Source organism: Paenibacillus mendelii, assembly GCF_024498075.1.
GTDB classification, from domain to species: Bacteria; Bacillota; Bacilli; order Paenibacillales; family Paenibacillaceae; genus Paenibacillus_Z; species Paenibacillus_Z mendelii.
The window spans coordinates 661,196-674,670 of record NZ_JANHOF010000001.1; the positions used below are offsets into that span (position 1 = coordinate 661,196).

Sequence of the window (13,475 nt, forward strand, 5' to 3'; positions counted from 1 at the left end):
GTATTATCGGAAGACCACGCTCTCCACCTTCCAAGGCTGCCATACCGCGCTGCGCCGCAGTTGGAATACGATCGTACAGTCTTCCTTCCGTAATCCAGACCGGTAGACGGTCGCCCGTACCGCTGTTTCATGAACCAGCATATCGTCTGGCTCTTCCATCTCATGCTCCGTTATTCTGCGTATTGCGGTTATATTTGATACTTCTTTCTTCACATCGACCAGCTGTTCATGCGCACGATGCGGGAAGATCGCCGTCATCATTTCCGGATCCTTCTGATTAATGGAAGTAAAGAAGAGCTCGACGATACCGCTTGGAGACGACTGGGTCAAATAGTGCTCCAGACTGCCGGCAGCCTTGTGCACCATGATTTGGTGGTCATGGTCAACCTGTCCCGATCCATGCGTGATACTGCCGGGAAAATGAATGCAGAAGTGACCGCTAAAGCCATTATCGGGTATTCCGTCTCCACCGTGCGGCATACCGTGCATCGACGCGGCAACGGCTTGTCCGTCCTTAATGACCAGAATCGCTTTTCTTCTCCAGCTCCATTTGCCATCATACATCCGTTTCATGATGTCGGTGTCCTTCTTGGTCAACGGTTGAACGTCAGCGTGCGTGCTTCCCGCCCTTCTTTGCCCTTGAAACCTTAAGCCCGTCTGTACATCCATAATCGTGAAGACAGACTTTAACGGCAAGAACGTTTTGGCTTCAGGCCAAGACAGCCGCAGGCCATAATGATTCCCCCTCAGAAATTGCACATAGCCTCTCAGCCGTTGGCGCTTCGAATCCTCCAGCCGGATCGATACCGATCGTGCAGGATCATACAGGTCGTAAGACGCGTCGACAACGTACATGGTCTGTTGAATCGTTACATATGTATCCGAATTGGGGTATTCGTGTGCCTCTCGCGCTGCACCCTTCCTCACAGCCTTATCCCAGGAGGCGACATCAAGCGGCAAGCTGGACTCATAAGCAGCGTCTGGAGAAGCTTTCACGATCAGCCGTGCCTCCTGGGCAGAAGGTGACGGCGAGGCATTCGCTTTGCCGCTGCTCCATATCGTCAGTACAATCAAGAACAATCCCATTTTCATAAACCTACCGTGCATCCTGCACCCCCTCCTGACTATAATGATGTCAAAAAAGGGCAGCGTCCATGCATGGAATCATTTTCTGTTCATTTCCATCCTGTGCCGGGAATGACGAAGAGGCCAGGGAAGCAGCTGATGCCTCCTTGACCTCTTGCTTACGTGGAATCCTCTTGCCCGTTTTCATCCAGCATATATCTCTTTATGGATGGCATCTTGATGAGTCCTACGATCGCGAAGTACGCAACTACGCTGCCCACCGCTGGCTGCAGGACACCGTGATGGGTCACTAAGGTCACCCAGATCAGCAGAAGCCACAAATTGAGATACATGTATTCAAACAGCTTTTTCATCTGATCACCCTGCGATATTCTATGCGCGAGAGTGCTTAAGTTGATGATTTTTACGTTTCTTCTTTAACGATTTCTATTTTGCGGATCCGATGCCTGTCTTTCTCGAGAATCGTGAAGGTCAGCTGCTCATGTTTCCAAGGAATGCCCTTCTCTAGCTCCGGTTGATGGCTGTACAGCCATCCGCCTATGGAGTCCACCTCTTCATGATCCAGATCAGCGCCGATGGTACGGTTCACGTCATCGATTAACGCGTTGCCAAGAACGACATAGTTATTCATCCCCATGGGCTCGATCTCGAGCTTCTCATCGATGTCGAATTCATCGCGAATTTCTCCGACAATTTCTTCTAATATATCCTCGATCGTAATCAATCCGGATGTACCGCCATATTCGTCGAGCAGCAGGGCAAGCTGAACCTGTTCCTGCTGCATCTTCTTGAGAAGGGACTTAATAGGCATCCCTTCGGGTACGGTCATAACGGGCTGAAGTAATTCTTTAAAGTTAAAATCAGGGTTATTGTCATAGTTCAAGAAAAATTTCTTGGTGTTCACGATTCCGATAATATTGTCCTTATTGCCCATTGCCACCGGGAAGCGCGTATATTGTTCTTTCTTAATCGTGCACATATTTTCTTCAAGGGAATGATTGGCATACAAACAGACCATATCCGTTCGCGGAACCATAATTTCTCTGGCGAGCAGCTCGTCGAAGGCGAAGATCCGGTTGACGTAGCTTAACTCGGTTTTATTGATCTTACCGCTCTCATAGCTCTCGGACAGGATGATGCGAATTTCTTCCTCCGAGTGGGCTTCCCCATGCTCGCTTGCAGGCTTCATGCCCAGAATGCGGACAAAGGCGTTAGCCGAACCGTTCAACGTCCATATAAAAGGGTACATGATCTTATGAAAGAAAATAATGATCGGCGCAGTAAATACCGAAATTGACTCTGCCCGTTGGATCGCCACTGTTTTCGGCGCCAATTCACCGAGTACAACATGCAGGAAGGTCATGACGACGAATGCAATACCGAAAGACAGAATGCTGCTCAAGCTTTCACTGATCGCGAAGCGTTCGAACAATGGATGCAGCATCTTCTCCACCGTCGGCTCTCCCAGCCAGCCTAATCCAAGCGCTGTGATCGTAATACCAAGCTGACACGCCGATAAATAGGCATCCAGGTTGGACGTGACCTTCTTGACAGCCTGTGCGTTCTTCAGTCCTTCCGCTACCATCTGATCGACCCGGCTCGGGCGCAGCTTGATGATGGCGAATTCAGTTGCTACAAAGAATGCGGTTAACAGAATAAGGACAGCGACCAAAAACAAATTTAATACCATTTAGACCTTCCCTCTACTCGATTTTTGAGTTGTTCTTGCTATAAGTTCATATGAACTATTCTAATAAACCATCAGACAATTCTCAAATGCGATTTGCGTTTAAAAATGGTGATTTTCGTTCTGATTTGCCCAAAACTGACCAACAATACCTTCTTTTTATGGATTATTTCCTTTTGACATCCTTGCACGGGCACTTTATGATAAGTTCATAAGAACTGTTCAGCAATTGAGGTGAGAAATTTGGAAATGTTAACATTAAGACGTAAAGATATGGCGGCACTCCTCTTTGCACTGAACGGACAATCGGATCGTCCACCCCTTGCCATCATCCAGGAAATATGGCGTGCCAATCATCAACAAGCCTTAGATCAGGGTAATTCGATGTCCGCTTTCGTTGCGACCTCATTGCCGCCGATTTTCGAGCGTATGATTAAGGCTCAAATTAAGCCGGCATTTTCCTTAAGCGATATTGTTTCACTAGGCACACAGATCGAGTATACCCAATTCAGCGTGACTTCGATCCAGAACTGGGTCAAACGCGATTTCAAAGATTTTATCGGCCAACCCGCTGAAGGCAAGAAATACTCGCTTCAGCAAGTCGCCTTATTCTTCATCGTCGAGGATTTGCGGTCTACGCTCGATTATGATTCCATTCGGAAGCTTATGGATATCGTATTCGGACCGACTGCGACCGATCAGAAGCTGTCCATCACGCCTATGGCGTTCTACGCCGCATACTCGGATCTTTATGAGATTCTAGATGAGCGTTATCGCAATTTCACCGGCGAGAGGACGGATTTCATTGCCAAGTGGGATCAGATGATCGATGAGCTGTCTAAGGAGTGTGTGATGGATCGGGGCAATCTGACTGCCAGCCAGCAGGATGCATTGAAGAACGCTCTGCATGTCTCGGTTATCGCCGTCCATACAGCGAGCTTCCATTCCCTGGCACGCCGTTATGTGAACGGCATGGTATTTCTCAACAATTTATGAAGCAAGAAGGCCGCTTACCGAATTTCAACTCGGTAAGCGGCCTTTGTCATGAAGCAGTAGAGGTCCGTCCCAACGTGCCTCTATTATCAAGTAAACATTACCGCTGAGAGAGCTGTTTCTTTTCGACCATCAGCTCTTTGAATTCCTTATCGAGCGCATCATACTGGGGGTCGCTCATCGAATACTTGCTAAGCTCTCCGAGCACCGACAAGATCCGGTTCTCCACAATCATCTTCTGTTCTTCGACCTCCTTGCTGTTGTTCCTCGGAGCTGTCTTCGTTTGTTTGGCCTTATCCATATATTCATTAAAGCCGCTCTCGAATTTACGAATCGTGCCGTCCTGAAATACGAGCAGCTTCTGACAGATTCGCTGGAGAAAATAACTGTCATGCGACACGACAATTAGCGTGCCTTGATACGAATCAAGCGCCTCCTCTAGCTGCTCCCGGCTTGCCAAATCGAGGTGATTGGTTGGCTCATCCAGAATGAGAACATCAATATCTCTGAGGATCAATTGAGCCAGCTTCACCCGCGTCCGCTCACCTAAGCTCAACTGGTTGATGGGCTTCCTCAGCATCGATTCATCAAATCCCATATTAGCAAGAAGCGTACGGGCCTTGCTGGCCTCGCTGCGAATGTGATGCTCCTCTTCAATGAGCTTCAGCACCGTCCGTTCCGGATTAAGATCGGTGACATCCTGTGTTAAATAGCCTACTTTGGCCGTTGGGCTCAGCCATAACTCTCCCTCATCGACAACTTCCTTGCCGGTGATAATCCGAATAAGCGTCGTTTTGCCGCAGCCATTCGGTCCCAGAAGTCCGATCCGGTCTCCGCGTTGAATCGCGAAGGAGCTGTCGCGGAATAAATTCCGATCCCCATAAGCCTTGGATGCCCGCTTAGCTTCGACGATCCGCCGCCCGCGCTTATCGGGGCTGTCTACCTCAAATTGAACCTTGGCTTCTTCTTTAGGCTTCTGAACGCCCTCGACTTCAATTTTTTCCAGCCGTTTAATTCTAGACTTTATCTGCTGATCCATCTTCTTCGCCTTGGTTCGATAAAACTCTTTCACGCCTCGCATCTCGGCCATCTTCCCTACTTTGCCTGCTTCGCGATGCGACTTCGACGACCATTTCTTAAGCCGCTCGATTTCCGATTCGATCTTCTGCTCTATTTTCTGTTGTTCGATATATTGATGGAGCTGGCTCTCATATCTGCGTGCCTTCTCCTCACGATAGAACGTGTAATTGCCTGCATAGGCATGGGCTTCGCCATCTTCAAGCTCAATAATGCGTTCCACCGTCTGATCCAGAAAGTATCGGTCATGGGAGATCGTCAGCACAGTGGCTCCGAACGTTCTCAGCTCGTGGATTAGCCATTCGACGCCTTGGAGATCGAGATGGTTCGTCGGTTCATCGAGAATAAGAATGTCCGGCTTGGATGCCCATATATGGGCAATGGCCAGCTTCGTCTTCTCGCCGCCGCTTAAGCCGCCGTAACGTCCTGCATCCCAATCCTGCACCTTCTTCAATCCGAGATGGCTGGCCAGCTCCAGGAAAGCTTCACCGTCACCTTCATCAATATAGTCATCCGCCATGGAAGAGAATGTGTGAACGGTATAGGACGTAGATTGCAGCAAATACCCGATTTTCAATCCTCGGTCATGTCGGGAGACAGAGCCCCCATCCGGCTGCAGGCTGCCGAAGATAATATTAGCCAGCGTCGTTTTGCCGGCCCCATTCATACCAACCAGTCCGATTCGTTCTCCTTGGGCGATATCAAGATTAACATTCCGAAGAACGGTCAAATCGCCAAAGCTTTTTGTTACATTGCGACAATTAAATAATGTCATAGGATCACCTCTTAGGGGTTCATTTGTACGCCGCCATTGTGCTAACTCTGCTTGAACGACATCAACGTACCTAAGCCGAATCCGAATTCGAATACAAAAAAACACCGCTCGGCTTCTGCCGGCGGCGTCGGATATGCGGAATGATGAACGTACTGAGCCCCTCTTCAATACCTAAGTAAGGCACAGAGATGGAGCTAACCCAGCAATTGTGTGCGAAAATAAAACCTTGTGCCCACAACAGACTCAGGTAAAGGAGTATTTCCCTTTAGACGTACGTATCCTATTCCGCTCCGCTTACGGGCAGAGCCTCTTCAAAGTCATTCATATTGAATTCATGATTGACTAGAAAGTTAGGACCACATCGCGTCTAATTGGATACCTCCCTTGACAAATATACACTCATTATAACATGGAGCAGGATATATACAACTCTAAAGTAAAGAAACGGGATCGAATTTAGGTCTGCTTCTATGCAAACAAATCTTAAATCGCGATTCTGCGCAATTCCGGCAAGTCTTCCAAGTAACCCGCGGCTTGGAGCTCAGCCAGCGCTTTACGGATGCTTTGTTCATCTTCGTCCGTCTGGTCGCACAGGACAAGCAGCTCTTCTATGCTGGACACCGGATTCTCCTTGCAGTAGGTCAACAGCCCTTTAGCCGCCCAAGATAAACGGTCATCCTGGAATTCATCGATCATTTGGCGATAGAACTTATGCGGAATCAGCTTGTTTTCGACGAGCCGCTGCATCGCATTCATGGCCTGCTTTGTAGTCATCCGGCCTTTCTGCGATAGTTCGGCTAAGCTCGGTTTATTGGATTCCGACATATAAGAACTAAGTACGATATAGATCATTTGAGCATAGATGTCTAAATTGGCATGCATGAAAATCTCGCTGGATAGCGTGAAGTTTCGCACACTGGTCGTGGATGGTTCGGTGTTCATTCAAGGTCTCCTTTCAAGATTGCATGTGAAATAGGATGCAGCGCATCTTTACAAGGATTCGAAGGTATGATCCGGTTTTGGGGGTTTATGAGAAACTTTTAACGAATGAGGCTTGGCTGACTCTCATGACAAATACCGAAGCTTTGTAGTATTTGAGCAAGTATGGAAATCGATATAACAAAAAAGTGTGCCCCGGTTGTGGGCACACTTTTTCTGTTCATTGAATTAATTTGGAGCCGGTCCCGTAGATTCGCGCTTAATAAGCATAGGACCGTTCATATTATCATGCGTGTCCATCTGCCGGTCGCTCGGGTCGTCCTCAGCCTCTACCGATGCAATAATCATCTCAACGGCAGATCGTGCCTTGTCGGCTATATAATGGTCCACCGTCGTGATATGCGGCTTCAGGATACGGGAGAGATAGATGTTATCAAATCCACAGACCGATATATCCTCCGGAACACGCAGGTCCGTTCGCAGAATGTGGCTAAGCGCTCCGAATGCCACCATGTCATTAACACCGATTATCGCCGTCACGCTATGCTCGCGCAGCAGTTCTTCGGTTAAGGAGAAGCCGATATCGATCTCAAAAGAGCTGTCATTGATTTCTTTCTCATCCTTGCCTTCCTTAACGACCAGACCGCTCTCGAGGCCAGCAGCCTTCATAGCTGCGATAACGCCGTCCAATCGCGATTTGCGTGAAAGCGAGAAGCCGGAGAGCGGCGAGGTTACAAACCCAATCCGTTTGTGACCTAGTTCAATCAGATACTTGGCCACGATTTCGCCTGCTTTGTAACTGTCGAGCGATATGGTCCTGAATCCTAAATTCTGCTCGTTCTCGCCAAAGATAACCATACGATCTGCCGGTATAACCTGACGTACCTTGTCCGGCAGAAGCGGTGCGAACGTATAGATAACGCCGTCTGCCGATTTGCTCTTAAGCAGCGATATATAGGACTCTTCTCTGTCTGCCAGACGGGAAGTGTTACATAGTAAAATATTATAGCCTTTGCTTGCCGCAAACTCTTCGATATGCTGAGCCAACGTCTGGTAATAAGGGTTGGAGATCGTCGGCAGCAGCAAACCAATCAGACGTGATTGATTGGTCTTTAAGCCCCTTGCGAATTGGTTAGGAACATAATTGAGCTCTCTTGCGGCTTCTCGTACTTTACGGCGCGTCGTCTCCGGAAAAGTCATATCGGTCCTGTTATTTAGGATGAGCGACACCGTCGTTTGGGATACTCCGGCCTTTTTGGCGACATCTCGCGAAGTTGGCTTTTTTTTCATCAATGACCCGGTAGCCCGGCATGGCCTAGTTTACGTTGATACTCGCTAATGCCGGGAACAATAGGTGTCCACCTCTTTCTTCGACTTGGACCCATCCAAGTGTTCCAATCCTAAACTGATGTTTGCAATCATGAAGCGTTATGTTAAACATCCGTCGGAAGGCTTACATCACATGTTAGTCACGTTTATTATACACTTCTCCCTGTATGACTGCACATCCTATTTTTCCAAGATATACAAATTGATGCGGAACAAGCCTAACGGACGGCTAGTCTCTTGTATGGCTAAGATCCAAGTTCTATGCGAATTATCGCTCACATGCCAAGACAGCTTCATCAATCTGCCTCTCGTTCTTCACGCCGACGATAGCCGAGACGACTGCTGGCTGCTCCAAGATCCAGCGTATGGCGAATTGCGTCATTGTAAGACCTTTAAGGGAAGCGTTAGCCTCGATCGCCTCGAGTTTGGTGAAGAGGGCATCGTCGAGCTGCCACAACCAGTCCGGCTTCTCCTCCTTGCGCGATCCTGCCGGAAGCGGCATTCCCCGCTTATACTTGCCTGAGAGCAGCCCTCCTTGCAAAATCTGATAGGGTGCGACCGCGATGTCTTCCTTGCTGCATAACGGAAGGAGATCCTGCAGTGCATCCTGCTTCAGAAGGCTCATTGGCGGCTGGCACATAACAGGCCTTGGCGCTCCACAGGCATCGGCAGCATGGAGCAGCTTCTCAAGCGCTGCCGCATCGTAATTACTTACGGCATAATGTCGGATCTTGCCTGCTCGAATCGCATGATGAATCTCGGTTACGATTTCCTCCAGAGGGGTGGCCGGATCCGGCTTGTGTAAATAGTAGATGTCGATATAATCCGTCGCAAGCCTCGACAAACTGATGTCCAACTGCTTGCGGATTGCCGCAGGACTCGTAAATTCATCCTCGGCTGCCAGGCCAACCTTCATCCCTACTTTCGTAGCGACAATCGCATCTGACCGTCGGCCGGCCAGCGCTTTGCCGATGATTTCCTCTGCAACTCCACCGCCGCTTCCGGCAACTCTCGAGTACCCCTCATACATATTGGCGGTGTCAATGTGATTGATGCCTTTTTCGAGCGCATAATGGATGAGCCGGATGGCCTCCTTCTCTTCCACAGGTGTTCCGAATGTCATCGTTCCGAGGCAAATTTCCGAAACCGACAGACCGGTACCCGGCACCTTACGCATATTCATTCCTATCATCCTTTCCTTGCGGCAGATATCCTGCCGTCACAAGCACCGGTCCGACTACTAAACAGCCGCAACAAGACGATTGACTGCATCCATTCGTGTATAAATATCAGGCAATATAGCGGCAGCTTCATCGGATGAAAGCCGTGCAAACGGCGCTCTGAAGCTTTGCTGAGCGAAATTCTTATCCTTCATGATGGCTTCGAACACGGCTATTACTCCATGCTTCCAAGCAAGCGCCAGAAAGTCCATGAAAGCATGCTGAATGCTCATAGCCTCGCTAATTCGTCCCGAACGTACAAGTGCATAGACCTTTACGTACATATCCGGAAATAAGTTGCACCATGTTCCGATGCTTCCGTGCGCCCCGTACTGCAGTCCTGCGGCTAACAGCTCGTCATATCCGTTATAGATAATCGCATCCGGCCGTTCTATGATCAGCCTGCGAAGCAGGAACAAGTTCCAGTCCGTCATCTTCAGGCCGGCTACTCCCTCGATCGATAAGAGGTCCAGAAACTCCTCGAAGGCCGGGGTATAATATGTCATAGCCGGTATATGGTAGATAATGACCGGAATGCCTGCCGTATCGGCCAAATGCTTGTAATAGTCTTGTAGAAGCGCGCCGGACAGGCCAACCGGCGGAATAGCCGATATCGCTGTGGCCCCAGCCGCAGCCGCATGTGCCGACAGCTCCTTTGCTGTTCGCAGCGACGGCGAGCCGACGTGAACAATGCTCTCTTTGCCATAAGCCTTGGCCAGCTCGACTGCGATGGAGCAAGCATGCTTCCGTTCCTCTGCCGTGAGCTTGAAGGCATCTCCTGTTCCTCCGCATACATACAATCCGTGAAGTCCGGCATCGAATAAACGCTTGATATTGTCGGCAAACTGTTGATCATTCATCTTCTCCGATTCATCGCACGGTGTAACGATTGGAGCGAATATTCCTTTGAGTTTATCCATCTGCATAACGTTCCTCCACAACCTTCATCGCATAATGTCTATCGGACTATCTTTTCACTTCGCTAACCCATGCATCTGGATTAACGCAATGCTTGGGCGGCAGCCCTTGAAGAACGAGATTCATATTATCGAGCGCTAGGAGCGCCATCGCATTGCGCGTCTCGAATGTCGCACTGCCGGCATGTGGTGTGATGATCACATTGGGAAGCCCAAGCAATGGATGATCTTGCGGAATCGGCTCCGGATCCGTTACGTCCATCGCAGCACCGGCAATGATGCCCTCTGCTAAAGCATGGTATAAGGCATCGGTGTCTACCACGGCTCCACGGGCCATATTGATAAGTACGGCCGACGGTTTCATGAACGATAGCCGTTCTGCGTTGATCAGATGATGGGTTTCCGCCGTAAGAGGGGCATGCAGGGAAACGAAATCGGCTGTCTGCAGGAGCTGGTTCAATGACGTGTATTCCGCCAGCTCCGGAGAGAGGCCCGGCTTAGGCTTGCGGTTATGGTAGATCACCTTCATTCCGAAGGCGGCTGCTCTTCGCGCTGCCGCTTCGCCGATTTCACCCAATCCGATAATGCCAAGCGTCTTGCCTCGTATATCCGTGCCGAGCAGCTGCGTCGGCGTATTCATCTTCCACTGGCCGGAACGCACGAATTGAATTTGCTCCGGCATTCTCCGTGTATAGTCAAGCAGCAGGGCAATGGTCATGTCGGCCGTCGCATCCGTCAGAACGCCGGGCGTATTGCATACGGCAATGCCTCTTGCCGTGCATGCCGCGATATCTATATTATCTGTGCCTACCGCTACGTGGCTGACCACTTTCAAGCGTGGCGCATGCTCTATTACCTTCTCACTCAGCGGATCGCCGGAGCCGTAATATCCATCGCAATCAGCGATCCATTCTTGAAGCAGCTCAAGTGGCATGGGACCGGGTTCTTTCCATTCACGCACATCGTACAGCTCTCTTAATTGGCGCATCGTGTCGCCAACGAATTGTCGTGATACGAGCACTTTCGGTTTACTATTCAAAAGCTCTCGCCTCCGATCTAAGTAGGGAATCCTGGTTTAATCAAGCTTCTCGTCCCATCGCTTTCATAACTTTCTCCGCCGCCTCAAGGGTATAATCCACATCGGATTGCGACAGGGCGTACATCGTATGGTTCCGTTTCATCGGAAGCGGGATCATCAGCACGCCCTGCTCAATCATGCCCCGTCTAAATTTCAAATCCGACTCCACATCGACTTTCATCAGATCTTCGTAATTTTCTATTGTGTCTCTGGTGAAATAAGGCACGAATACGGAACCAAATCCTTTGACGGTTACCGGCAATCCGTTGCGGTCCGCAATGTCCTGAATACCGGATCTCATCGTTGCGCCCAACTTGTAGATATGATCGTACACAGGCTCTGTTTCCAGAATGTCCAAAGTCGCCAAGATCGCCGCCGTACCAACGGCATGCCCGTTGTATGTTCCGGCAAACAGCGCATTTCCACTAGGATTCGTCGTGAAATAATCCATAATCTCCGCTTTGCCGCATACCGCAGCAATGGGATACCCATTCGCGATGGCTTTGCCAAGCGTCGTCAAATCCGGCGTCACGCCGCAAGCCTGCTGATAACCGCCGAGTCCGTGGCGAAAACCGGTAATCACTTCGTCAAAGATCAGAACAATCCCGTGCTGCTTCGTCAATTCTCGAAGTCCTTCGAGGAAACCGCTCTGCGGCAGCACGCAGCCGATATTGTGCGGAATAGGCTCCACGATAATGGCGGCAACCTCATCCTTGTTCTGCTTGATTGTTTGCTCCACATCGTCCAGATCGTTATACCGGCATACGAGGGTGCTATCCACCGCTTCATCGAGCATGCCTGCCGAGCCTGGATCACGCTTGCCGATGAGCTCCTTGGCACTGAGCATGTTCCGCGCTACGTAATCATGCCAGCCATGATAGCAGCCTTGGAATTTGATGATTTTCTTTCTACCCGTGATCGCTCTGGATACCCGGATAGCGTGAAACGTCGATTCCGTTCCGCTGTTGGTCAGCAGCACCTTTTCTGCCGAAGGTACATGCTCGACGATTTTTTCGCAGCATCTGATCTCGTATTCGGTTGCGCCGAAGCCGAACAAATCCTGTTCCTGCAGCGCCTCCGTTATGAAATTCGTAACCTTCGAATACGCATGGCCCAGAATGATCGGACCAAATGAAGCATGAAAGTCGATATATTCCTTGTTATCCTGCGTCGTTACTCTTGCGCCCTTACCGGACTTGGGCATCAGCTGGGGAGTGATGCGTCTTGTGTTCGAATGAACGCCCCCCGGCGCTACCCGCATGGATCGGGCCATGAGATCTTCAGCATGTTTCACAAATGTTACCTCCAATGGTGTTGTCGCTATCCTGTCGGACCCTATCTAGCAATCATTCGTAAGAAACGAGAATCGTACTATAGGCTTGCTTTTCTTCACCCGGCTGCAGAATCTGCACACCTGTCAGCTCGGCATCCATCGGCAAATTAGGCGCATTCGTCACCCAGGTGTACGGCTCTGGGCATACATAACCCTGCTTGCCGTCATCATTGTAGACCACCCAATGCTTGAACGAATCATCACAGCAATAAACCAGCTTAATCCCCACGTTACGGTCGTGCAGCACCGTCTCATTCTTCATCCCTCCATCCACCACGGATGATAGAAATACATCATCCAGACTGTAAGCGGACAAGTCCAAGCCTTCGTTCAAAGCTTGACGATAACCGATATCGACGATTTCACCCGTTGGCAAAAATCTCTCATTCAGTGTCCACTGGCGGTTCGCCGTAAGAGTGAACGTACAGTTCTCCACTGGGTCCCCTGGACGAAACGGGAAATTGAATGTCGTATGATAGCCGAGTCCCCAAGGGAAGGCCGAATCGCTCTTATTGATCACGCTGGCCGTCTTGTGCAAGGTCGAGCCTTCAAGCTTGAAGCTCATGCGGACGACAAAATGATGCGGGAATTGCTTCAACGCCTCAGGATGCTTCGCTGCGTCGAATTCCGTCACGATCTCGACTTGCCCGTTTGCCTGCTTCGTCTCGACCAGCTCCCATGGTTCCTCGAAGAGCAAGCCATGCGAATGGTTGTGCGTCTCCGGTTCATTCAGATTAAAGCGGTACGTCTTGTCTTCGAACGTAAACACGCCGTCTTCGATGCGATTCGGCGGGAATAGCACGGGAATCCCATATAGGAAAGGCATTTCCCAGAATTGCTCCGCCGATTCGGGCTTACGGAGCAGCTCAACGCCGGTCCTTCTGCACGTCAAAGAGACCAAATTACTGCCCCATGCCGGTACGAGAACCATCTCCAGATCGGTTGTCCGGGCCATAACCGCATGCTCACCGCAGAATTCAATTGACTCCACTGTCGTTTCCATTTCCTTCACGCTCCGTCCGTTTATCGGGATGGAACGAA

General features: G+C 50.0%; 12 protein-coding genes. 1 reads left to right on the plus strand and 11 read right to left on the minus strand.

Annotated features, from left to right (window positions below; translation table 11 throughout):
- Positions 1-3 precede the first annotated feature (3 nt).
- The 3 genes from NNL21_RS02825 to NNL21_RS02835 form a co-directional block, all read right to left on the minus strand.
- The gene (locus NNL21_RS02825) at positions 4-1,107 is read right to left on the minus strand and encodes a hypothetical protein (protein WP_204815929.1); all 1,104 of its coding nucleotides are present in this window, start codon (positions 1,105-1,107) and stop codon (positions 4-6) included.
- 137 nt (positions 1,108-1,244) lie between these two features.
- Positions 1,245-1,439, minus strand: coding sequence for a hypothetical protein (locus tag NNL21_RS02830; protein ID WP_204815930.1), 195 nt, complete (start codon positions 1,437-1,439; stop codon positions 1,245-1,247).
- A 50-nt stretch (positions 1,440-1,489) separates the two neighbouring features.
- A complete protein-coding gene (locus NNL21_RS02835; RefSeq protein ID WP_204815931.1) occupies positions 1,490-2,776 on the minus strand; it encodes a hemolysin family protein in 1,287 nt (428 codons plus the stop codon).
- Between the two features lie 246 nt (positions 2,777-3,022).
- On the opposite strand from NNL21_RS02835, the gene NNL21_RS02840 reads away from it, so the two are divergent.
- Positions 3,023-3,769: a DUF1836 domain-containing protein gene (locus NNL21_RS02840; RefSeq protein ID WP_204815932.1), complete on the plus strand. Its 747-nt coding sequence runs from the start codon at positions 3,023-3,025 to the stop codon at positions 3,767-3,769.
- Positions 3,770-3,866: 97 nt separating this feature from the next.
- On the opposite strand, the gene abc-f is transcribed toward NNL21_RS02840, so the two are convergent.
- From abc-f to NNL21_RS02880, 8 genes are all read right to left on the minus strand, one after another.
- Positions 3,867-5,618: a ribosomal protection-like ABC-F family protein gene (gene abc-f / locus NNL21_RS02845; protein WP_204815933.1), complete on the minus strand. Its 1,752-nt coding sequence runs from the start codon at positions 5,616-5,618 to the stop codon at positions 3,867-3,869.
- 483 nt (positions 5,619-6,101) lie between these two features.
- A complete protein-coding gene (locus tag NNL21_RS02850; RefSeq protein WP_204815934.1) occupies positions 6,102-6,560 on the minus strand; it encodes a hypothetical protein in 459 nt (152 codons plus the stop codon).
- A gap of 225 nt (positions 6,561-6,785) precedes the next feature.
- The gene (locus tag NNL21_RS02855) at positions 6,786-7,847 is read right to left on the minus strand and encodes a LacI family DNA-binding transcriptional regulator (RefSeq protein WP_204815935.1); all 1,062 of its coding nucleotides are present in this window, start codon (positions 7,845-7,847) and stop codon (positions 6,786-6,788) included.
- Between the two features lie 307 nt (positions 7,848-8,154).
- A complete protein-coding gene (locus tag NNL21_RS02860; RefSeq protein ID WP_204815936.1) occupies positions 8,155-9,069 on the minus strand; it encodes an aldo/keto reductase in 915 nt (304 codons plus the stop codon).
- Positions 9,070-9,126: 57 nt separating this feature from the next.
- Positions 9,127-10,026 carry a dihydrodipicolinate synthase family protein gene (locus tag NNL21_RS02865; protein ID WP_204815937.1) on the minus strand — a complete coding sequence of 300 codons (900 nt, stop codon included), beginning with the start codon at positions 10,024-10,026 and terminating at the stop codon, positions 9,127-9,129.
- 46 nt (positions 10,027-10,072) lie between these two features.
- Positions 10,073-11,062 (minus strand): 2-hydroxyacid dehydrogenase, encoded by a 990-nt coding sequence (locus NNL21_RS02870; protein ID WP_204815938.1) that lies wholly within the window; start codon positions 11,060-11,062, stop codon positions 10,073-10,075.
- Between the two features lie 40 nt (positions 11,063-11,102).
- On the minus strand, positions 11,103-12,395 hold the full coding sequence (locus tag NNL21_RS02875) for an aspartate aminotransferase family protein (RefSeq protein ID WP_256555025.1): 1,293 nt from the start codon (positions 12,393-12,395) through the stop codon (positions 11,103-11,105).
- 52 nt (positions 12,396-12,447) lie between these two features.
- A complete protein-coding gene (locus NNL21_RS02880; RefSeq protein WP_204815939.1) occupies positions 12,448-13,437 on the minus strand; it encodes an aldose 1-epimerase in 990 nt (329 codons plus the stop codon).
- Between the last annotated feature and the right edge of the window lie 38 nt (positions 13,438-13,475).